Here is a 21,552-nt window from a genome sequence, read left to right on the forward strand (position 1 = left end):
AGGGCCCGCCCGCCGGAGCCCCGGCCCGCCCTTCGGGGGTGGGCCGGGGCTCCGGTGTGTCAGCGGGCGGCCGGGGGTGCGGTGGAGCCGCGGACGACGAGTTCCAGGGGGAGCGGCGGGGCGGTCCAGGTGCGGCCGTCCAGGACCGTGAGGAGGGCGTCCATGCCCTGCTCGCCGACCCGCTCCGCGGGGATGCGGACGGTGGTGAGCTCGGGCTCGACGGCGGTGGCCAGGGCCATGTCGTCGAAGCCGGTCACGGAGAGGTCCGCGGGAATGCGCAGGCCGAGCCGGCGGGCGGCCTTGCAGGCGCCGACGGCGAGGATGTCGTCGTCGCAGACCACGGCGGTGGGGCGGTGGGCCGGGTCGGCGAGGGCGGCCTCCATGGTGGCGGTGGCCGCGCCCACGTCGAGGGCGGAGCGGACGGTGCGCAGGCCGGTGCCCGGGGGGAGGGCCCGGGCGAGGGCGGTGGCGCGGACGTCGAAGGTCCAGGAGTCGACGGCCGAGGCCAGGTGGAGGAAGCGGCGGTGGCCGAGGGCGAGGAGGTGGGCGGCGACCGCGTCCATGCCGTCGGTCAGGGCCAGGTTGACGAAGGCGGAGGCGCCGCCGCCGTCGGGGTCGCTGTCGAGCATGACGAGGGGGAGCTCGGGTCCGCCGATGGCGTCGAGGGCGTCGGCGGCCATGGAGGAGGCGATGACCCCGTCGAGGGCGGCGCGGGCGGAGGCGAAGGGGTCGCGGGCGGGGCCGGTGCCGTCGGGGGAGAGGTAGAGGACGACGCCGAAGCCGTGGAGGGCGGCGACGCGGGCGGCTCCGGTGTAGACGCGGGCGAAGAACTCGTTGGTGAGGGCGGGGACGACGAGGAGGGCGGTGCGGGTGGAGCCGAGGCGCAGGTTGCGGGCGGCGAGGTTGGGCCGGTAGCCGAGCTCGGTCGCGGTGGTGCGGACGAGCTCGGCGGTGCGGGCGGAGACCCGGCCGCGCCACTTGTCGCCGAGCACGAGGGAGACGGTGGCCTGGGAGACCCCGGCGGCCTGGGCGACGTCCCGGCTGGTGGGTCTCGTCACAGGGGCTCCCGAACTGCGAGGTGGTGGCGGTGGCGGGCCGGGGCGGGCGGCTGCCCGGGTGGACCGGCGGACTGCGGCCATGGTACGTATGAACCCTGACGTTATACGTATGACTTCCGGGTGGGCCGGACGGAGAGGGGCCGATCATGGCCGCGGGATACGCGGAGCTGCTCAGGACACGGCACGCGGCCAGGCTGCTGGCCGGAACGCTGGTCGGGCGGCTGCCGAACGCGGTGGCCTCCATCGCCGTGGTGCTGTTCGTCCGCGCCGAGGGCGGCGGCTACGGCCTCGCGGGCGCCCTGGCCGCCGCCTACGGCGTGGCCAACGCCGTGGGCCAGCCCCTGCTGGGCCGGCTGGTGGACCTGTACGGGCAGCCGCGGGTGCAGCTGCCGGCCGCCGTGGTGTCCGCGCTGGGCATGGTCGCGCTGGCGGTGACCGGCATCGACCCGCTGCCCGCCGCGTACGCGGCGGTGGTGGTGGCCGGCGTGGCGACCCCGCCGCTGGAGGGCGGCCTGCGGGCGCTCTGGCCGAGCGTGCTCGGCGGCCGCCAGGACCGGGTGCACGCCGCGTACGCCATGGACGCGGTCGCCCAGGAGGTCATGTTCACCCTCGGCCCCCTCCTGGTGACCGTGGTGGCCGCGCTGTGGAGCCCCACGGCCGCGCTGGTGGTGCTCAACGTCCTCGGCGTGCTCGGAGCGCTGTCCGTGGTGGTCTCGGAGCCGTCCCGGCGCTGGCGCTCGGCCCCGCGCGAGGCGCACTGGCTGGGCGCTCTGCGGTCGCGCGGCCTGCTGGCCCTGCTCGGCTGCTTCTTCTTCGTCGGGTCGGCGCTCGGCTCGATCACCGTGGCCGCCCTGGCGTACTCCGACGCGCACGGCGGCCAGGCGGTGTACGGCTGGCTGATGGCCGCCCTGGGCCTCGGGGCCCTGGCCGGCGGGGTGACCTACGGCTCCCGCGAGTGGCCGGGCTCGCCGGAGCGGCGGCTGACGGTCCTGGTGGGCGCGCTGGCGGTCGGCTACGTGCCGCTGCTGCTGGTGCCCGGGCCGGTGCCGATGGTCCTGCTGGCGGCGGTGGCCGGCGTGTTCCTGGCGCCCTCGCTCGCGTGCGCGTTCATAGTCGTGGACCGGCACGCCCCGGCGGGGACGGTGACCGAGGCGTTCTCCTGGCTGGTGACCTTCTTCGGCGTCGGCGCGGCGGGCGGTACGGCGCTGGCGGGCCCGGCGGTGGAGTTCGGCGGTACGGTGCCCGGTTTCGGGGTGGCCGTGGCGAGTGGCGTACTGGCCCTGCTGGTGCTGATGGGTACTCAGCGGGCGCTCTCCGCCCCCTCGCGGCAGCGGGCCGTGGCGGGTTCTCCGGGCGTGCTCGTCAAAAACTGATCGGAACGGGCGCTCGAACCCGGTTTCAGAAGACAGCCGAAGGCGTAATGTTCAGTCATGGACCGCCGCATTTTCGGGCTGGAGAACGAGTACGGCGTCACGTGCACGTTCAGGGGACAGCGCCGACTGTCTCCTGACGAAGTGGCGCGCTACCTCTTCCGCCGTGTCGTGTCATGGGGCCGCAGCAGCAATGTCTTCCTGCGGAACGGTGCCCGCCTGTACCTCGACGTGGGTTCGCATCCGGAATACGCAACTCCCGAATGCGACAACGTGACCGAACTGGTCACCCACGACAAGGCGGGCGAGCGCATTCTCGAAGGCCTGCTCGTCGACGCCGAACGCCGCCTGCACGAGGAGGGCATCGCGGGCGACGTCTATCTCTTCAAGAACAACACCGACTCGGCGGGCAACTCCTACGGCTGCCACGAGAACTACCTCGTGGCGCGCCACGGGGAATTCTCCCGTCTGGCGGACATCCTGATTCCCTTCCTGGTGACCCGGCAGCTGATCTGCGGGGCGGGCAAGGTGCTGCAGACCCCGCGCGGCGCGGTCTACTGCGTCAGCCAGCGCGCCGAGCACATCTGGGAGGGCGTCAGCTCGGCCACGACCCGCTCCCGGCCGATCATCAACACCCGGGACGAACCCCACGCGGACGCGGAGCGCTACCGGCGGCTGCACGTCATCGTGGGCGACTCCAACATGTCCGAGACCACGATGCTGCTGAAGGTCGGCGCCACCGACCTGGTGCTGCGGATGATCGAGGCCGGCACGGTCATGCGCGACCTGACGCTGGAGAACCCGATCCGGGCCATCCGCGAGGTCAGCCACGACATCACCGGACAGCGCAAGGTGCGCCTGGCCAGCGGCCGGGAGGCCTCGGCCCTGGAGATCCAGCGGGAGTACTACGACAAGGCGGTGGACTTCGCCGAGCGCCGCGGCATCCGCACCGGCACGGTGGAGCAGGTCCTGGAGCTGTGGGGCCGCACCCTCGACGCGGTCGAGCAGGAGGACCTGGACCGCATCGACACCGAGATCGACTGGGTCATGAAGTACAAGCTCATCGAGCGGTACCGGGCGAAGCACAACATGACCATGTCGAACCCGCGGGTGGCCCAGATAGACCTCGCCTACCACGACATCCACCGCCGCCGCGGGCTGTACTACCTGCTGGAACGCAAGGGTCAGGCGGCCCGGATCTGCAACGACCTGAAGATCTTCGAGGGCAAGTCGGTGCCCCCGCAGACCACGCGCGCCCGGCTGCGCGGGGACTTCATCCGGCGGGCCCAGGAGCAGCGCCGGGACTTCACCGTGGACTGGGTGCACCTGAAGCTCAACGACCAGGCCCAGCGGACCGTGCTGTGCAAGGACCCGTTCCGTTCGGTGGACGACCGGGTGGAGAAGCTGATCGCCGGCATGTGATCCGGCGGCCTGGGACGGCCCCGCGCGGTGTGACGTGCGGGGCCTTGTTCCGTTCGGGGGTTAGGCGGGCGGCGGGTTGCCCGTAGAGTGGCGGGGATCGTGACCACTCCAGCTACCCCGAGGACCACTGTGCGACGCCGACTTGCTGCCGCGCTCATCGTGCCGGCCCTGATGTTGACCGCGGCCTGCGGATCGGGCGACGAGTCCGACAAGGGCTCCTCCAGCGCGGAGCCCTCGCAGAGCTCCGAGGTGCCCAAGCCGGTCGACTCGGCCGACCCGATGCCGACCGTGGCCGGCGACGCCGGCAAGAAGCCCGAGATCACCGTGCCCAAGGGCGACCCGAGCGGCAAGTTCGTGGTCAAGACCCTGACCGGCGGCTCCGGCCCCGAGGTGCAGAAGGACGACCTGGTCGTCGTGAAGTACACCGGCAAGGTCTGGAAGAGCGGCAAGGAGCTGTCTCCCGGCTCCTACGACCAGGGCGGCCAGCCGCTGGTCGTGACCGCCGGTTCCAAGACGATCCTGCCGATGTTCAGCGACGCCGTCGTCGGCCGCAAGGTCGGCAGCCGGGTCGTCGTCGTGGCGCCGCCGGCCGCCGCGTTCGGCGCGCAGGGCAAGCAGGAGCTCGGCGTCGGCCCGACCGACAACCTGGTGTTCGTCCTGGACATCGACCAGAAGATGGCGAAGAAGGCCGAGGGCACCCAGGCCCCGATCCCGTCCGAGCTGCCGCAGGTCAAGGCGGACAAGGAAGAGGCCGCCGAGATCCGGATCCCGAAGAACGAGCCGCCGAAGGAACTGGTCAGCAAGGTCCTCATCGAGGGCAAGGGCGCCGAGGTCAAGTCCGGCCAGACCGTCTACATGCAGTACAGCGGCGCCGCCTGGAAGATCAACGAGGGCAAGGACAAGGCCACGCTGTTCGACACCTCGTGGAAGACCGGCGCCCCGTTCTCCACGGTGATCGGCCAGGGCCAGGTCATCGAGGGCTGGGACAAGGGCCTGGTGGGCAAGAAGGTCGGGGACCGCGTCCTGCTGGTGATCCCGCCGGAGCAGGCCTACAAGGACCAGGACAAGGGTGCGGAGCTTCCGGCCAACTCCACCCTGGTCTTCGTCGTGGACATCGTCGGAGCGATGTAAGACTGTCCCGTACGGCTCAAGCCAGAAGTAGGAGTACCAACGTGAGCAACGAGCTCAGCAAGCCCGAGATCGACTTCCCCGAGGGCCCGGTCCCGGCCGACCTGGTCATCGAGGACATCTGGGAGGGCGAGGGCGCCGAGGCCAAGGCCGGCAGCACGGTCGCCGTCCACTACGTGGGCGTGGCCTTCTCCACCGGCGAGGAGTTCGACGCCTCCTGGAACCGCGGCGCGCCGCTCCGCTTCCAGCTCGGTGTCGGCCAGGTCATCCCCGGCTGGGACCGCGGTGTCCAGGGCATGAAGGTCGGCGGCCGCCGCAAGCTGACCATCCCGGCGCACCTCGCGTACGGCGACCGCGGCGCCGGCAGCGCCATCGCCCCGGGCGAGACGCTGATCTTCGTCTGCGACCTGATGGCAGCCTGATCCGCGCGCATCCGATCGGTTGTGGGCCCCCGCCTTCCGGCGGGGGCCCTCGCTTTTGCCGGGGACCGCGGGGGCGGTACGGTCAACGGTCACGACTTGAACGCTTTACTGAAGGGTGGACGGGCGTCGATGGCGATTGCCAAGGCGGAGCGGTTGATGAACCTGGCACTGTGTCTGCTGGGCACGCGTCGGCCGCTGAGCAAGCGTGAGCTGCGCGGGTCCATCGAGGCGTACATGGAGGCCGGCAACGACGAGTCCTTCAACCGCATGTTCGAGCGGGACAAGGACGACCTGCGGGAGCTCGGCCTGGTCATCGAGACCGTGGAGAACCTGGAGGGCGAGCCCGGCTACCTGGCCCGCCGGGACAGCAACACGCTTCCGCCGGTCTCCCTGGACGCGGAGGAGGCCGCCGCTCTGGGCCTGGCCGCCAAGGTGTGGCAGCAGGCCCGCCTGGCGGGGGCGGCGAGCGGCGCCCTGCAGAAGCTGCGGGCCGGCGGGATGCCGGAGGCCGAGGACCCGTACGAGGCCAGGCACAGCGCCATCGAGCCGCGGATCCCGGTCCACGAGGCCGCGTTCGAACCGCTGATGCTGGCCTGCCGGGACCGGCGGCCGGTGACCTTCGACTACCGCAAGTCCAACGCGGCCCGGCCGGAGGCCCGGCAGGTGGAGCCGTGGGCGCTGGAGTGCTGGCGCGGCCACTGGTACCTGGCCGGGTACGACCGGGGCCGGGGCGCGGAGCGGGTGTTCCGGCTGTCCCGGATCACCGGCAAGGTGAAGTCGCGGGCCGGCGTGTACACGGCAGAGGTGCCGGACGTGGTGACGGTCCGCGAGACGGTCGCCGAATGGGCGGGGGACATCACCGACCGGACGGCGCTGATCCGGCTGCGGTCCGGGGCCGGCTACCCGCTGCGCGCCCGGGCCACGGCGGTGCGCGAGGGCACCGGCGGCTGGGACGAACTGGAGATCCCGTACGGGCACGGACTCGACGCCTGGCTGGTGGAGTTCGGGCCGGACGTGGTGGTGGTGGAGCCCGCGGACCTGCGGGCCGACGTGGTGGACCGGCTGCGCGCCGTCGCCAAGGGCTGAGGGGGATTCAGAACGGCATGGCTGCCAACGCCATTGACCAGACCCGTCGGATGCTGTCGCTGGTGACGTATCTGAGGGAGCGGCCGGGAGCGCACATCGCGGATGTGGCCCGGGCCTTCGGCATCACGCAGGACGAGCTGATCTCGGACCTGGACGTGCTGCCCATGTGCGGGACCAGCTTCCGGGGCGGGGACCTGCTCGACATCGACACCGACGGCGAGCGCATCTGGTGGCGCAATCCCGACGCGTCCGGCGAATCGACCGCCGAGCCGCTGCGGCTGGCCGCTGACGAGGCGACGGCGCTGTTGGTCGCCGCGCGGGCGGTGGCCACCCTGCCCGGCCTGCGGGAGAGCGACCGGGACGCACTGCTGCGGGCGACCGCGAAGCTGGAGGCCGCCGCCGGGGAGGCCGCGGGCGCCAGCGCCCGGCTGTCGGTGACCTTCGAGTCCGAGGGCGGGGTCTTCGCCGACGTCGACCGGGCCATCACCGAGGGCCGCCGACTGTGGCTGCGCTACTACTCGCCGGCCCGGGACGAGCTGACCGAGCGGACGGTGGACCCGATCCGGCTGTTCGCCGTCGGCCACACCTACCTGGAGGGGTGGTGCCACCTGTCGGAGGCGCGCCGCACCTTCCGGCTGGACCGGGTGGCCGAGATCCGCCTGCTGGACGAGCGGTCGGAGCCGCCGGCGATCGAGCCGCGGGACCTGTCGGTGGGGCTGGTGCAGCCCGCCGCGGAGGACCCGGAGGTCGTCGTGGAGGTCGGCCCGGGCGGGCGCTGGGTGGCGGAGTACTACCCGCACGACAGCGCCGAGGAGCTGCCCGACGGCGGACTGCGGATCACGCTGCGCACCCCGGATCCGGCCAGCCTGCGGCGGCTGGCGCTGCGGCTGGGCCGGGACGGCCGCATCGCACGCCCGGAGGGGCTCGCGGAGAGCGCCCGGCAGGCGGCCCGGGAAGCACTGGCCGGGTACGGCGAGTCGGCGTAGGGCCGCCGGGCGGGCCGTACGGGCGGGCCGTTCGGGCGGGCACCGGGCGGGCCGTACGGCAGGCAGCCGGGCGGTCGGGCGGGTCGTACGGGTGGCGGGCGGGCGCGCCGAGGGGCGCGCCCGCGCCGGCCGTACGCGGGAAACCGCGCCCCGCGCCCGCTCGCGCGCCGGGCGCGGGGCGGACGCCGGGCCGCGGCGGGGTAGGGATCGGGCAAGGACCGGTCGGGACCGAGGGGGCGACGAGGATGTCAGGGACTTCCGGTTGGTCGGGGGCGCCGGGCGGTGGCGCGGCCACGGCCGCAACGGCGGGCGCGGTCACCTTCAAGGCCGCCTGCCCGGACTGCCGCGCGCGGTTCGAACTCCCCGCGGGCGCGCTCCGGCTGGCGATCGGCGGCAGCCGCCGCAGCACCTTCTACTCCTTCACCTGCCCCGAGTGCGGGGCCGCGGTCCGCAAACCGGCCGGCGAACGGATCGTGGAACTCCTCACCGGCGGCGGCGTGCGGACCCTGCGCAGCGTCTGACCCGGGTGGTGCCCTAGGCTCACCCCATGCTGTGGCCCATGCTGACCATCGCCCTGGGTTTCCTCGGGCTGACCGTCCTCGCCGTCCCGGCCGTACGCGTGTACGTCGAGGTCAGACGGCTGGCGGGGCAGGTCGCCGAGTCCAGCCGCCGGATCGCCGACGCCACCGGGGACCTGGAGCACGCCGCCGAGGACCTGGCCCGCACGGGCCGCACGCTGCGGCAGAGCTGAGCTATACCCGCGCAAGCGCAGGGACGCCGGGGGATTGCCGCGCGTTTACCCCTGCGGGTTACGATCCTTGCCAGTAACGCCCCCTGGGCCCGCGCCCGGCCGGGCAGCAATCGCCACCCCAGCCGCTTCGGTGAGAAGGAAGTCACACATGATCGGCAATCTGAAGCCTCTCGAGATCATTCTGATCATCGCGGTCATCCTGCTGCTGTTCGGTGCCAAGAAGCTCCCGGAGATGGCCCGCTCGCTGGGCAAGTCGGCCCGCATCCTCAAGAGCGAGGCCAAGGCGATGAAGAAGGACGGCGAGGCCGAGGACGCCGCCACCGCCGGGCCCGCCGCCGACCAGACGGCCGCCGCCCCGAAGACGATCCAGGCCGCGCCCGGCGACGTCACCAGCTCCCGCCCGGTGACCGAGCCCAACCGCACCGCCCAGGGCTGACACGGCCCGTCGTCGTACCAGTCATCTGCAACGAGACAAGGGACGTGGGTTGCTCAAGTCTGCCCGCAAGCAGGGAAAGCAAGGCAAGCAGGAGAAGGACGCCGAAGGGCGGATGCCGCTTGTCGAGCACCTGCGTGAGCTGCGAAACCGCCTGCTGAAGTCGGTCCTGGCGATCCTGGTGATCACGATCGTCGCGGCCTTCTTCTACAAGGACATCATCAACTTCCTGTTGAAGCCGATGCTGGACTCCGTCGGCTGCACCAACGGGGTGGTGACCCAGCGCAACGGCCGTCCCTGCGCCGACATGACCGTCAACGGTCTGATCTCGGCGTTCTCCATCGCACTCAAGGTCTCCCTGATGGCGGGCGTGGTCCTGTCCGCGCCGGTCTGGCTGTACCAGCTGTGGGCGTTCGCCGCCCCCGGCCTGCACAACCACGAGAAGAAGTACGCGCGGAGCTTCGTCGCGATCGGCGCGCCCCTCTTCCTGGGCGGCGCCGTCCTCGCTTACAACATCCTCCCGCAGACCGCCCAGATCCTCCTGGAGTTCACCCCGGAGCACGCGCGCAACCTGCTGCCGGTCGACGACTACCTCGACCTGGTCACCCGCATGGTGATCGTGTTCGGCCTGGCCTTCGAGCTGCCGCTGCTGCTGGTCCTGCTGAACTTCACCGGCGTGCTCACCGGCCGGCGGATGGCGGGCTGGTGGCGCGGATTCGTCATCGGCATCACCGTGTTCTCGGCGTTCGCCACGCCCACCGGCGACCCGCCGACGATGCTGGCGCTGGCCGCGCCCATCGTCGCCCTCTACTTCATCGCCGTGGGCCTGTGCCTCCTCAACGACCGGCGGCGCAGGCGCAACGACCCCGACGCCGGACTCGACGACGACGAGGCCGCGCAGCTGGACCTGACCCCGTCCGCCCTGGGGGCGATCGAGCCGGTCGCGGGACCGGCCCCGCTGCCGGAGCAGGCCGACGGCGGCCGCCGGCAGGCCAGCGGTTACGACGACGCCACCTGACAGGTACATTCCCCAAGGTGACCGCCGAGATCACCCTCTTCGTCAATCCCACCGCCGGACGCGGCCGGGGCGCGCACGCCGCGCAACCGGCCGCTTCCGCGCTCCGGGCCGCGGGCCACTCCGTGCGCACCGTCGTCGGCACCGACGCCGGCGACGCCCTGACCCGGCTCGAGGCGGCCGTACGCGGGGGCACCGGCGCCGTGATCGCCGTCGGCGGGGACGGCCTGGTCCACCTCGCGCTCCAGGTGCTGGCCGGCACGCCGACGCCGCTGGGCGTGGTCGCCGCGGGCACCGGGAACGACTTCGCACGGTCCATGGGACTGCCCGTACGGGACCCGGCCGCCGCCGGGCGGCTGGCCGCCCGCGGCCTCAAGGAGGGCCGGGTCAGGTCCGTCGACCTGGGCCGGGTGGGCGACCGCTGGTACGGCACCGTGCTGTGCTCCGGTTTCGACTCGCGGGTCAACGACCGGGGCCAACCGGATGAGGTGGCCGGCGGGCCGGTTCAAGTACGACCTGGCGATGATCGCCGAGCTGGCCGCTTTCCGCCCCTTCCCGTACCGGATCACCCTGGACGACGGGCCGGTCCTCGAGACCGAGGCGACGCTGGTGGCGGTCGGCAACGGCTCCTCCTACGGCGGGGGGATGCGGATCTGCGCCGGCGCCGCCCCCGACGACGGGCTCTTCGACGTCACGGTGGTCGGCGACTGCTCCCGGGCCACCCTGCTGAAGGTGTTCCCGCAGGTCTACCGGGGTACGCACCTCTCCCACCCGGCGGTGACCGTGCACCGGGCCGCCCGGATCACCCTGGACGCCCCCGGGATCACCGCCTACGCCGACGGCGAGCCGATGGGGCCGCTGCCGGTGGCCGCCGAGTGCGTGCCCGGAGCGGTGCAGCTCATCATGTAAATGATCGCGCTTGTTGTCAGAGGGGACGGGTAGGCTCGGTCACAAGATGACCGAAGAGCTCTCACCCGCCGAGCGGTACGCCGCTGCCCGGATCCGCGCCGCGGAGCAGGCCACTGCCCTGGCCGCCTTCCGCGAGATGTACGAATTCGGACTGGATCCCTTCCAGATCGAGGCCTGCAAGGCCCTGGAGGCCGGCAAGGGCGTGCTCGTCGCCGCCCCCACCGGTTCGGGAAAGACCGTCGTCGGCGAATTCGCCGTGCACCTGGCCCTCGCACAGGGGCGCAAGTGCTTCTACACCACGCCGATCAAGGCCCTCTCCAACCAGAAGTACGCCGACCTGGTGCGCCGCTACGGCGCCGAGAAGGTCGGCCTGCTCACCGGTGACAACAGCGTCAACTCCGAAGCGCCGATCGTGGTCATGACCACCGAGGTGCTCCGGAACATGCTGTACGCGGGCTCCCAGTCCCTCCTCGGCCTGGGCTACGTGGTCATGGACGAGGTGCACTACCTCTCCGACCGCTTCCGCGGCGCCGTCTGGGAAGAGGTGATCATCCACCTGCCCGAGTCGGTGACCCTGGTGTCCCTGTCGGCCACCGTGTCCAACGCGGAGGAGTTCGGCGACTGGCTCGACACCGTCCGCGGCGACACCGAGGTGATCGTCTCCGAGGAGCGCCCGGTCCCGCTGTGGCAGCACGTGATGGCCGGCCGCCGGATCTACGACCTCTTCGAAGAGGAGACCGACCACGGGGGCCGCGGCTCCGCCCGCCGCGAGGTCAACCCCGACCTGCTGCGCATGGCGCGCATGGAGAACAGCCGTACGTACAACCCGCGCGACCGGCGGCGCGGCAAGATGGTCCGCGAGGCCGACCGCGAGCGCGAACGGCGCTCCCGCAACCGGATCTGGACCCCCGGCCGGCCCGAGGTCATCGAGCGCCTCGACAGCGAGGGCCTGCTGCCCGCCATCACCTTCATCTTCAGCCGGGCCGGCTGCGAGGCCGCCGTCCAGCAGTGCCTGTACGCGGGCCTGCGGCTGAACGACGACACCGCCCGCGCCAGGGTCCGCGAGATCGTCGAGGAGCGGACGGCGTCCATCCCCGCCGAAGACCTGCACGTCCTCGGCTACTACGAGTGGCTCGAAGGCCTGGAACGGGGCATCGCCGCCCACCACGCCGGCATGCTGCCGACCTTCAAGGAGGTCGTGGAGGAGCTGTTCGTGCGCGGCCTGGTCAAGGCCGTGTTCGCCACCGAGACGCTGGCCCTCGGGATCAACATGCCGGCGCGCACGGTGATCCTGGAGAAGCTCGTCAAGTGGAACGGCGAGCAGCACGCCGACATCACCCCCGGCGAGTACACCCAGCTGACCGGCCGAGCCGGGCGCCGCGGCATCGACGTCGAGGGCCACGCGGTGGTGCTCTGGCAGCGGGGCATGGACCCGGCCGCCGTGGCCGGCCTCGCGGGCACCCGTACGTACCCGCTGCGCTCCAGCTTCCGGCCCTCGTACAACATGGCCGTGAACCTCGTGCAGCAGTTCGGGCGGCACCGTTCGCGGGAGCTGCTGGAGACCTCGTTCGCCCAGTTCCAGGCGGACCGGTCGGTGGTCGGCATCGCCCGCCAGGTGCAGCGCAACGAAGAGGGCCTCACCGGCTACCTCGAGGGCATGACCTGCCACCTCGGGGACTTCGAGGAGTACGCGCAGCTGCGCCGCGACCTCAAGGACCGCGAGACCGAGCTGGCCAAGCACGGGGCGGCGCAGCGCCGGGCGCAGGCCGCGGTCGCGCTGGAGCGGCTGAAGCCGGGCGACGTCATCCACGTGCCGACGGGCAAGTTCGCCGGGCTGGCGCTGGTCCTGGACCCCGGCATGCCGGCCGGCCGTACGAACGGCCACCGGGGCTACGAGTACCAGGACGGTCCCCGCCCGCTGGTGCTCACGGCGGAACGGCAGGTCAAGCGGCTGGCGGCGATCGACTTCCCGGTCCCGGTCGAGCCGATCGAGCGGATGCGGATCCCGAAGTCGTTCAACCCGCGCTCGCCGCAGTCCCGCCGGGACCTGGCGTCCGCGCTGCGCGCCAAGGCCGGGCACATCGTGCCGGACCGGCACCGCCGGGGCCGGTCCGAGGCGGCCGACGACCGGGAGATCGCGCGGCTGCGCGCGGCGCTGCGGGCCCACCCCTGCCACGGGTGCGACGAGCGGGAGGACCACGCCCGCTGGGCGGAGCGGTACCACCGGCTGCGGCGCGACACCAAGCAGCTGGAGCGGCGCATAGAGGGGCGGACGAACACCATCGCCCGCACCTTCGACCGGATCCACGCGCTGCTGACCGAGCTGGACTACCTCCGCGAGGACGAGGTCACCGAGCACGGCCGGCGGCTGGCCCGGCTCTACGGAGAGCTGGACCTGCTGGCCTCGGAGTGCCTGCGGGCCGGCGTCTGGGAGGGGCTCGACCCGGCGGAGCTGGCCGCCTGCGTCTCCGCCCTCGTCTTCGAGGCGCGGCAGGCCGACGACGCGGTGGCGCCGAAGGTGCCGGGCGGCGCGGCCAAGGCGGCGCTGGGCGAGATGGTGCGCATCTGGGGCCGGCTGGACGCCCTGGAGGAGGAGTACCGGATCAACGGCACCGAAGGCGTGGGCCAGCGCGAGCCGGACCTGGGCTTCGCGTGGGCGGCGTACCAGTGGGCCTCCGACAAGAGCCTGGACGAGGTGCTGCGCGAGGCGGAGATGCCGGCCGGCGACTTCGTCCGCTGGTGCAAGCAGGTCATCGACGTGCTCGGGCAGATCGCGGCGGCGGCGCCGGCGGGCGGTGAGGGCGGCAGCACCGTCGCCCGCAACGCGCGCAAGGCCGTGGACGCGCTGCTCCGGGGCGTGGTGGCCTACAGCTCGGTCGGCTGACGGCCCCCGGGCCGTCCTCCGTACCGGACCGGAGGATGGCCCGATCTCGCCGTCGCCGTGATCGGCCGTGACCGCCCCGTCACGGCCCTGTGCGACGATCTGGCCATGAACGACGTGGTGAGACGGGTCGGGCGTCCGCGCGCCGACCAGCGAAGACCGGTGAGCGGCCGGACGCCGCGCGAGGAACTCCTCGACGCGGCGGCCGAGCTGTTCACCCTCCGCGGGTACGCGGCGACCACCACGCGGGAGGTCGCGCAGCGGGCCGGAATGCGTCAGGCCTCGATGTACCACTACTTCGGCGGCAAGGAGCAACTCCTCGCCGAACTCCTCCAGTCCACGGTCGCCCCCTCGCTGCTGGCGGCCGGCCGGCTGCTCGCCGACCCCGGCCGGGGCGCCGCCGCGCGGCTGTGGGAGCTGTGCCGGTCCGACGTGCAGCAGTTGTGCGGGGGGCCGCACAACCTGGGCGCGCTGTACCTGCTGCCCGAGGTGTCGGGGGACCGGTTCGCGCAGTTCCGCTCCATGCGGACCGAACTCAAGGGTATCTACCGGCAGTTGCTGGGCGAGGCGGCGGCGGACGCGGGCGAGGCCTGGGACGCGGGGGCGCTGGGGCTCCGCAACGACCTGGTGTTCGGCCTGATCGAGGGCGTCATCCTGATCCACCGGTCCGATCCGGGCCGCTCGGTGGCCGAGTTCGCCGAGGCCACGGCGGACGCGGCGCTGCGCATCGCGGGGCTCCCGCGGCCCCGGCCGCCCCTGGCGGGGGCGTCGGCTCAGCCGCCGTCCGCCCGCCACGCGTCGTAGTCCGTCCAGGCGGCCAGCCGGAGCCCGCTGGTGAAGCGGTGGGCCAGCCCGGTCACCGGATCGGTGAACTCCAGTACGCGCGCCAGGAGTTGGAGGGGCCGCCGGTAGTCGTCGGGGGCCGGGTCGGTGACCTCCGGGTACACCGGATCGCCCAGGATCGGGATGCCCAGGGCGTTCATGTGCACCCGCAGCTGGTGGGTGCGGCCGGTGTACGGGGTCAGCCGGTAGCGGCCGAGGCCGCCGCGCCGCCCGACGAGCTCGACGAGGCTCTCGGCGTTGGGCTCGCCCGGCACCTCGACGGCCGCGATGACCCCGCGGGTCTTCTCGATCCGGCTGCGCACGGTGCGGGGCAGGGCCAGGGCCGGGTCGTACGGGGCCACGGCCTCGTACTCCTTGCGGACCTGCTTCTGCTGGAACAGCCGCTGGTAGGCGCCCCGGTCGGCGGGGCGCACGCTGAACATCACCAGCCCGGCCGTGAGCCGGTCCAGGCGGTGCGCGGGCGACAGCTCGGGCAGGCCGAGCTCGTCGCGCAGCCGGGCCAGCGCGGTCTGGGTGACGTGGGTGCCGCGCGGGGTGGTGGCCAGGAAGTGCGGCTTGTCCACCACCAGGAGGTGCGGGTCCCGGTGCACCACGCGGAGCGGGAACGGCACGGGCGGCTCGGGCGGCAGCTCCCGGTGGAACCAGAGGAACCCGCCCGGCTGGTACGGGTCCTCGGCGTGCCGGGCCCGGCCGTCGGCGCCGAACACCTGGCCGGTGCGGAGCAGCTCCGCGATGGCGGGGGCGCCGGCCCCGCCCGCGTAGTGGGCGGCGAGGAACTCGCCGACGGTCCGGTGGCCGGCCTCGGTGGGCATGCGGAGCCGGACGGGGTCGATGCCGGCGCGCTGGGGGAGGGGGGAGGGGGGTACGGGGCTGCGGCGTCTCACCGCCCCCAGCCTATGCTCCGCCCTCCCCGGCCCCGACCACCCCTCCCCTGCCCCGGCCGAGGCCCGCATCCGCGGGGGTCGGATGGTGCGGCTCGGCTCCGCCACGTTGCCCGGGGGCCCGGCTGGGCCCGCTCAAGCGCCGCTCGGGCTGGGATGGCCCGGCGGGGGTGCGGGGCCTGCGGGCCGGTGCTGGGTGGGTATTCCAGCCTCGCCGGCGTTTGAGGCGCGGGGGTATGGGGCGGAGCCCCGTGTGCTCGGGCGGAGCGTTGGCTGCGCGGCTTTGGCTGCGCCGGGGCCCGCTCAATCGCCGCTCGGGCTGGAGGGTGCGGCCCGGCTCCGCCGCGCGGCCCGGGGGCTCCGGTCGGGGTCGGCCCCGCGGGCGGGGGCCGAGCTGCGGGGGTCAGGCGTGGGCCAGGGATTCCTGTTCGGCTTCGACGCGTGCGTTCCAGTCCCGCTTGATCGCCCGCCACCCCTCGTCCGTCTCGCCCAGCCGCCAGTACCCCGAGATCGACAGCCGCTCGCGGGGGATGCCGCGGTCCCGGCGCAGGTGCCGGCGGAGCTCCTTGACCACGCCCGCCTCGCCGTGCACGAACGCGTGGACGTCGGTGGACGGGAAGTCCAGCGAGGTCACCGCCTCCAGCAGCGCCTCGCCCACCGGGCGTCCGCGGCGGTGCAGCCACACCGGGGCCACGCCGTCCGGGGTGGTGACCGGCTGCTCGTCCTCGGGGCCCTCCACCTCGATGAAGGCGACCACCCGCGCGCCGCGCGGCACCCGCTCCAGCGAGGCCGCGATGGCCGGCAGCGCGCTCTCGTCGCCGGCCAGGAGGTGCCAGCCGGCCGCCGGCGCCGGCGCGTACGCGCCGCCCGGGCCGACGAAGTGGACCGTCTCGCCCGGCTGGACCCGGGCCGCCCACGGCCCGGCCAGGCCCTCGTCGCCGTGCAGGACGAAGTCGATGGTCAGCTCCAGCGCCGCCGCGTCCCACGCCCGCACCGTGTAGGCGCGCTGCCGCGGCCAGTGCTCGCGGGGGTGGGTGGCGCGGATGACGTCGAGGTCCCAGGGCTCCGCGTACGTCACGTCCTCGGGGGCGAAGAGCAGCTTCACGTAGTGGTCCGTGAACTCGCCCGCACCGAAGCCGGCCAGGCCGTCGCCGCCCAGGACCAGCCGCACCATGTGCGGGGTCAGACGCTCGGTGCGTACGACGACTGCGGTGCCGACTGTGCGGCCGGGTCCCTGTGCCACGGCTGTCTCCCCTGACTCCCCTGATACTTAGGATTGCCTAAGTTAAGTTAGCACCTCATCGGCGCAAACACGCGCTCAGACGGGAAACTGCTCCCCCAAGACCCCACCGGTGGGCCAACGCGTCCACCATCCCGGGCTGCGCGGGCGCCTTCGGCAGCGCGGCGTCGAACTCCGGCAGCGGCACGTCCGTGGCCACCCGCACCACCTTCGGCGCCACCGCCAGGTACGGCCGCGCCTCGTCCAGCCGCCTGCGCTGCGTGGGGGTCAGCCCGGACTTCGGGTCTTCCACCGCCGCCAGGATCCCGGCCAGGTCCCCGTACGCGTCCAGCAGCTTCGCGGCCGTCTTCTCGCCGATGCCCGGCACCCCCGGCAGCCCGTCGCTCGGGTCCCCGCGAAGCAGCGCCAGGTCCGCGTACCCCGGCCCGTCCACGCCGTACTTCTCGCGCAGCACCGCCTCGTCCGTCACCTGCAGCGTGCCCACGCCCTTCACCGGGTAGAGCACCCGCCGCCCGCGGGCGTCGTCGACGAGCTGGTACAGGTCCCGGTCGCCGGTCACGATGTCCACCGGCCCCACGGCCCGCGTGGCCAGCGTGCCGATCACGTCGTCCGCCTCGTAACCGGCCGCGCCGACCCGGGCGATCCCGAACGCGTCCAGCGCCGCCTCGATGATCGGCACCTGCGGGGCCAGCGTGTCCGGGGTCTCCTCCACGTCCGGACCCGCCGGAACCTCCTCGGCCACCCGGTGCGCCTTGTACGAGGGGATCAGCTCCACCCGCCAGTGCGGCCGCCAGTCCGCGTCCATGCAGGCCACCAGGTCGTCCGGCCGGTGGTCCTGCACCAGCCGGCCGATCATGTCCAGCAGCCCGCGCACGGCGTTCACCGGGGTGCCGTCCGGGGCCTTCACGGAATCCGGCACCCCGAAATAGGCGCGGTAGTACAGGGAAGCGGTGTCGAGGAGCATCAGCCGGCGCTGGGCAGTGGCGTTCATGGGGCCGATGATGCCGTACGGGACGGACACCCCGGCGGCCGGTTCCGCCACGGACCGTGACCGGAGAATCGCTCGAGTCGGGTCGTGCGGGCGAATCCCCGGCGGGTTGCTGCGTAAGGTGCTTAGAGCACACCCATGTGCGAGAAACAGGGGAGGGCAGCCCCGCCATGCACGACGACACGCACGAAGAGAAGGACGAACAGGACTTCCGGTTCGAGTTCGACCGGGACCGCAAGGAGAAGGACCCGAAGGAAACGCTCCGGGTGGGCGTGGCCGTGCGCAAGCGCCGCCGTGCTCTGAAACTGACCCTCGCCGCCGTGTCGGCGCGCAGCGGACTCTCCGTGCCGTTCCTCAGCCAGATAGAGAACGAACGGGCGCGGCCCAGCATGCGCTCCCTCGAACGGGTCGCGGACGCGCTGGAGACCACCGCCGTCGAACTGCTGGCGGCCTCCGACACCGCGCGGACGGTGGACCTCGTACGGGCTGCCGACGCGAGCGGCCTGGAGCCGGCCGCCGGCGTGCGGCCGCTGGTCCGCGGCCACCACCAGCTGCACGCCCTGGAGTTCACCGGCGACCGGGACGCCGGCCGCGAGTACCAGCACCGCAACGACGAGCTGATGTACGTGGTGGCGGGCGCCTGCCAGGTCGAGGCCGAGGGCCGGGCCTACCGGCTGGAGAGCGGCGACGCGCTGTTCCTGTCCGGCGGGGTCCGGCACCGGTGGCGGGCCGCCGGCGAGGACACCCGGATCCTGGTCGTCGCGGTCGGGGACCACATCCACGCCACCGCCGAGCCGCCCTCCCCGGAGCACTGAGCGCCGTGCGGGTCGTCTCGCTGGTGCCCTCGCTGACCGAGGCGGTGGCCGAGAGCGCCCCCGGGATGGTGGTCGGAGCGACCGACTGGTGCAGCCACCCGGCCGGGCTGGACGCGGTACGGATCGGCGGCACCAAGAACCCCGACGTCGCCGCGGTCGTCAGGCTCCGGCCCGACCTGGTCGTCGCGAACGAGGAGGAGAACCGCCTCCCCGACCTCGCGGCGCTGCGCGCGGCCGGGCTCCGGGTCCTGGTCACCGAGGTGCGCGACCTGCCCGGCGCGTTCCGTGAACTCGACCGCCTGCTCGTCGGCGCCCTGGGGCTGCCCCGGCCGCCATGGCTGGACCGGGCGGAGGAGGCGTGGGCCGGGGTGCGGCCGGTGGGGGAGGAGCGGCTGGCGTTCGTACCGGTGTGGCGGCGGCCCTGGATGGTGCTCGGCCGGGACACCTTCGCGGGGGACCTGCTGGCCCGGCTGGGCGTGCGCAACGCGTACGCCGGGCACCCGGAGCGGTACCCGCGGGTCCCGGCGGCCGAGCTCGCCCGGTCCGGCTGCGACCTCGTCGTCCTGCCCGACGAGCCGTACCGCTTCACCGCCGACGACGGGCCCGAGGCGTTCCCGGGCCTGCCCGCGGCGCTGGTCAGCGGGCGGCACCTGACCTGGTACGGGCCCTCGCTGGCGGAGGCGCCGGGGGTGCTGGGGGAGGCGTTGGGCGGGGGTGCGGTGGTCGCTGCCGGGTGAGAGTGTGTGGCGTGCCGCGTGCCGCGTGCCGCGTGCCGCGTGCCTGGTGCCGGTGCCGGTGCCGGTGCCGGTGCCGGATGCGGCTGCGAGTGCGAGGCGGGTGGGGTGCGGGTGGGGTGCGGCTGCCGGATGGTGGGTGTGCCGTGCGGCCCGGCTCAGGTGCGCGGCAGGAGGCGGCCGGCGGCCAGGCCGCGGAGGGTGTGGGTGGCGGCGGTCAGCCAGGCGACGACCAGCGCGGCGAACAGCGCGGCGGCCAGCCACGAGAACGCGGACAGGCCGGTGTGCCGGGCCAGGCCGGAGGCGCCGGTGACGCAGGTGCCCACGGGGAAGGTCAGTGCCCACCAGGTCATCGCGAAGCCCATGCCGCGCCGGGCCGCCCGGACCAGCATCGCCACGGCCAGGGCCAGCCACAGGAGGGCGAAACCCATGACGGGGACGCCGTACACCACCGCGAACGCGCCGAACGCACCGGCGTAAGGGGCGCCGATGGCCTGCGGGGCCGTGTCGGCCAGCTGGTTCACGGCGGTGGTGGACTGCCCGAGCGGGCCCAGGACGAGGAACAGGGTCGGGGTCAGGGCCAGGGGCAGGGGCCCGGCGACGATCAGCCGGCCGAATACCAGGGGCAGCACGAGCAGGGTCGCCAGCAGGCTCAGGCCGAACATGGCGTAGCAGGCGAGCAGCAGGGCCTCGCGGGGCTGGCCGGCGGGGACGTGGGGTATCAGCAGGGGCCCGACCGCGGCGGAGACCATCGGCGAGACCAGCGGAAGCAGCCAGACCGGGGTGGCCTGGGCGGGCTCCACCTCGTGCCGCACCACCATCAGGTAGGGGACGGCCACGGCCGCCACGAGGCCGACCACGGTGCCGGCGGTGAACAGGACGGCGTCCACGGCGACCGCGGCGGGCTCCCCGATCAGGTCCTTGCCGACGAGGAGGGTGCCGGCGCCGACGGCCAGCAGGGCCATGGCCAGACAGCCGTAGAAGGGGGCCACGGCCGGGTCGAGGAGGTGGGTCCGGGCCTGGTCGCGGTGGTGGCGCCAGTGTGCGGCGCGGGCCACGAGGACGACGGCCAGCGCGACCGCGGACAGCGCCCACAGCAGGTGGCAGGCGGCCCGCAGGCCGGGGAGGTGGTACGGCAGGCCGGCCCCCGCGTTGGCGATGATCGCCGTGCCCATCACCGGGGCGTACCAGTTGGGGCCCAGGTGGCGGAGGGCGGGGAGGCGGGTGGTGCGGGGGCTGTAAGGGGTGTGAGGGGCGTGAGGGGTGGTGCCGGCCGCGCGGGGTGTGCGCGGTGTGGCGGGGGTGGTGGGTGTGCCGGTGGTGCCGGTGGTGCCGGTTGTGTCAGGTGCGCCGGTTGTGCCGGTTGAGCCAGGGGTGCGGGGTTGCGCGATGGTGGCCATGGGGCAAGCGTCCCGCCGGGGCGGGACGTCCGGCAGAGGTCATGTGTCTATCAGCCCATAAACTGGTCTTATGACTGGAAGCCGACCCCTGTCCCACCGCGTACCGGATCTGGGCGCACTGGAGCTGTTGCTCGCCGTCGCCCGGGTGGGCAGCCTGGGCGGGGCCGCGAAGGAGCTCGGCATCACCCAGCCGGCCGCGAGCAGCCGGATCCGGGCGATGGAGACCCGGCTCGGCGTGACCCTGGTGGACCGCTCGCCCCGGGGGTCGCGCCTGACCGCCGAGGGGGCGCTCGTCACGGACTGGGCGCGGCGCGTGGTCGAGGCGGCCGAGGCGTTCGACGCGGGCGCGCAGGCGTTGCGGGGCCAGCGGGACTCGCGGCTGCGGGTTGCCGCGAGCATGACCATCGCGGAGTACCTGCTGCCGGGGTGGCTGATCGCGCTGCGCGCGGACCGGCCGGACACGGCGGTGTCGCTGCAGGCGGGGAACTCGGCGCTGGTGGCGGAGCGGGTGCTGGCGCACGAGGCGGACCTGGGGTTCGTGGAGGGGCTCACGGTGCCGGACGGGCTGTCCTCGGCGGTGATCGCGCACGACCGGCTCGTGGTGGCGGTGGCGTCGACGCACCCCTGGGCGCGGCGTACGAAGCCGGTGCCGGTGGCGGAGCTGGCGGGGACGCCGTTGGTGCTGCGGGAGTTCGGCTCGGGGACGCGGCAGGTGCTGGACGCCGCGCTGGCGGAGGCGGGGGGTCTGGCGGCGCCGCTGCTGGAACTCGCGTCGACGACGGCGGTGAAGGCGGCGGCGGTGAGCGGGGCGGGGCCGTGCGTGCTGTCGGAGCTGGCGCTGGCCGAGGAACTGGCGGGGCGGCGGCTGGTGGCCGTCCCGCTGGCCGGGGCGGACCTGCGGCGGGCCCTGCGCGCGGTATGGCCGGCCGGCACGAGGCCGGCGGGGCCGGCGCGGGACCTGCTGGGGCTGACGCGGGGGGCGGTGTAGGGGCCGAGGGCCGTTCCGGCGGGGCGGTCCCGGGCGGGGTCCGGGGCCGGGCGGGGGCCGGGGGCGGTCCCGGGCGGGGGTCTGGGGCCGGCGCGGGGGCCGGGGGGGGGGGGGGGCCGGGCGGGGGGGGGGGGGGGGGCGGGGGTGGGGGGGTGTGGGGGGGGGCGGGCCACGGGGGGCGGCCCCCGCCCCCAAAGGCCCG

General features: G+C 73.9%; 19 protein-coding genes and 2 pseudogenes. 16 read left to right on the plus strand and 5 right to left on the minus strand.

Annotated elements, in window-relative coordinates; translation table 11 throughout:
- Positions 1-59 precede the first annotated feature (59 nt).
- Positions 60-1,139, minus strand: coding sequence for a LacI family DNA-binding transcriptional regulator (locus ACFY61_RS16660; RefSeq protein WP_389472419.1), 1,080 nt, complete (start codon positions 1,137-1,139; stop codon positions 60-62).
- Positions 1,140-1,204: 65 nt separating this feature from the next.
- Between ACFY61_RS16660 and ACFY61_RS16665 the strand changes: the two are divergent.
- From ACFY61_RS16665 to ACFY61_RS16725, 13 genes and pseudogenes are all read left to right on the plus strand, one after another.
- Positions 1,205-2,479 (plus strand): annotated as a pseudogene (locus tag ACFY61_RS16665) (MFS transporter).
- A gap of 9 nt (positions 2,480-2,488) precedes the next feature.
- Positions 2,489-3,850, plus strand: a complete 1,362-nt coding sequence (gene pafA / locus ACFY61_RS16670; RefSeq protein ID WP_219665971.1) for a Pup--protein ligase — start codon at positions 2,489-2,491, stop codon at positions 3,848-3,850.
- Between the two features lie 129 nt (positions 3,851-3,979).
- Positions 3,980-4,981 carry an FKBP-type peptidyl-prolyl cis-trans isomerase gene (locus ACFY61_RS16675; protein WP_389472423.1) on the plus strand — a complete coding sequence of 334 codons (1,002 nt, stop codon included), beginning with the start codon at positions 3,980-3,982 and terminating at the stop codon, positions 4,979-4,981.
- 41 nt (positions 4,982-5,022) lie between these two features.
- Positions 5,023-5,400: an FKBP-type peptidyl-prolyl cis-trans isomerase gene (locus ACFY61_RS16680; RefSeq protein ID WP_389472425.1), complete on the plus strand. Its 378-nt coding sequence runs from the start codon at positions 5,023-5,025 to the stop codon at positions 5,398-5,400.
- 129 nt (positions 5,401-5,529) lie between these two features.
- The gene (locus tag ACFY61_RS16685; RefSeq protein WP_389472426.1) at positions 5,530-6,486 is read left to right on the plus strand and encodes a helix-turn-helix transcriptional regulator; all 957 of its coding nucleotides are present in this window, start codon (positions 5,530-5,532) and stop codon (positions 6,484-6,486) included.
- A 17-nt stretch (positions 6,487-6,503) separates the two neighbouring features.
- Complete coding sequence (locus tag ACFY61_RS16690; RefSeq protein WP_389472429.1) at positions 6,504-7,472, plus strand: helix-turn-helix transcriptional regulator; 969 nt, start codon at positions 6,504-6,506, stop codon at positions 7,470-7,472.
- Between the two features lie 245 nt (positions 7,473-7,717).
- On the plus strand, positions 7,718-7,993 hold the full coding sequence (locus ACFY61_RS16695; RefSeq protein WP_389472431.1) for a hypothetical protein: 276 nt from the start codon (positions 7,718-7,720) through the stop codon (positions 7,991-7,993).
- Between the two features lie 26 nt (positions 7,994-8,019).
- A complete protein-coding gene (locus ACFY61_RS16700; protein ID WP_389472434.1) occupies positions 8,020-8,223 on the plus strand; it encodes a hypothetical protein in 204 nt (67 codons plus the stop codon).
- A 148-nt stretch (positions 8,224-8,371) separates the two neighbouring features.
- Positions 8,372-8,659, plus strand: a complete 288-nt coding sequence (gene tatA, locus ACFY61_RS16705) for a Sec-independent protein translocase subunit TatA (protein ID WP_389472436.1) — start codon at positions 8,372-8,374, stop codon at positions 8,657-8,659.
- A gap of 49 nt (positions 8,660-8,708) precedes the next feature.
- Positions 8,709-9,674: a twin-arginine translocase subunit TatC gene (gene tatC, locus ACFY61_RS16710; RefSeq protein WP_389472438.1), complete on the plus strand. Its 966-nt coding sequence runs from the start codon at positions 8,709-8,711 to the stop codon at positions 9,672-9,674.
- Between the two features lie 17 nt (positions 9,675-9,691).
- A pseudogene (locus ACFY61_RS16715) lies at positions 9,692-10,580 on the plus strand (diacylglycerol kinase).
- A gap of 46 nt (positions 10,581-10,626) precedes the next feature.
- A complete protein-coding gene (locus ACFY61_RS16720; protein WP_389472440.1) occupies positions 10,627-13,464 on the plus strand; it encodes a DEAD/DEAH box helicase in 2,838 nt (945 codons plus the stop codon).
- A 105-nt stretch (positions 13,465-13,569) separates the two neighbouring features.
- Positions 13,570-14,265 carry a helix-turn-helix domain-containing protein gene (locus ACFY61_RS16725; protein ID WP_389472442.1) on the plus strand — a complete coding sequence of 232 codons (696 nt, stop codon included), beginning with the start codon at positions 13,570-13,572 and terminating at the stop codon, positions 14,263-14,265.
- Here ACFY61_RS16725 and ACFY61_RS16730 read toward each other — a convergent pair.
- The 3 genes from ACFY61_RS16730 to ACFY61_RS16740 all read right to left on the minus strand — a co-directional run bounded on the left by ACFY61_RS16730 (position 14,235) and on the right by ACFY61_RS16740 (position 17,389).
- The gene (locus ACFY61_RS16730; RefSeq protein ID WP_389472444.1) at positions 14,235-15,188 is read right to left on the minus strand and encodes a pseudouridine synthase; all 954 of its coding nucleotides are present in this window, start codon (positions 15,186-15,188) and stop codon (positions 14,235-14,237) included. The genes ACFY61_RS16725 and ACFY61_RS16730 overlap by 31 nt on opposite strands.
- A 400-nt stretch (positions 15,189-15,588) precedes the next feature.
- On the minus strand, positions 15,589-16,428 hold the full coding sequence (locus ACFY61_RS16735; RefSeq protein WP_389472447.1) for a siderophore-interacting protein: 840 nt from the start codon (positions 16,426-16,428) through the stop codon (positions 15,589-15,591).
- A gap of 55 nt (positions 16,429-16,483) precedes the next feature.
- Complete coding sequence (locus ACFY61_RS16740; RefSeq protein ID WP_389472735.1) at positions 16,484-17,389, minus strand: 5'-3' exonuclease H3TH domain-containing protein; 906 nt, start codon at positions 17,387-17,389, stop codon at positions 16,484-16,486.
- Between the two features lie 194 nt (positions 17,390-17,583).
- On the opposite strand from ACFY61_RS16740, the gene ACFY61_RS16745 reads away from it, so the two are divergent.
- Both ACFY61_RS16745 and ACFY61_RS16750 read left to right on the plus strand, forming a co-directional pair.
- Positions 17,584-18,228, plus strand: coding sequence for a helix-turn-helix domain-containing protein (locus ACFY61_RS16745; protein WP_389472449.1), 645 nt, complete (start codon positions 17,584-17,586; stop codon positions 18,226-18,228).
- Between the two features lie 5 nt (positions 18,229-18,233).
- Positions 18,234-18,965, plus strand: a complete 732-nt coding sequence (locus ACFY61_RS16750) for a helical backbone metal receptor (RefSeq protein WP_389472451.1) — start codon at positions 18,234-18,236, stop codon at positions 18,963-18,965.
- Positions 18,966-19,120: 155 nt separating this feature from the next.
- Here the strand turns inward: ACFY61_RS16750 and ACFY61_RS16755 are convergent, their stop codons facing one another.
- Positions 19,121-20,362 (minus strand): TDT family transporter, encoded by a 1,242-nt coding sequence (locus ACFY61_RS16755; protein WP_389472454.1) that lies wholly within the window; start codon positions 20,360-20,362, stop codon positions 19,121-19,123.
- A 70-nt stretch (positions 20,363-20,432) separates the two neighbouring features.
- Here ACFY61_RS16755 and ACFY61_RS16760 point away from each other — a divergent pair, with 70 nt between their 5' ends.
- On the plus strand, positions 20,433-21,350 hold the full coding sequence (locus ACFY61_RS16760; protein ID WP_389472457.1) for a LysR family transcriptional regulator: 918 nt from the start codon (positions 20,433-20,435) through the stop codon (positions 21,348-21,350).
- Positions 21,351-21,552: the final 202 nt, after the last annotated feature.

The sequence above is a fragment of the Streptomyces sp. NPDC012888 genome (assembly GCF_042900645.1).
In the GTDB taxonomy this organism is placed as follows: Bacteria; Actinomycetota; Actinomycetes; order Streptomycetales; family Streptomycetaceae; genus Streptomyces.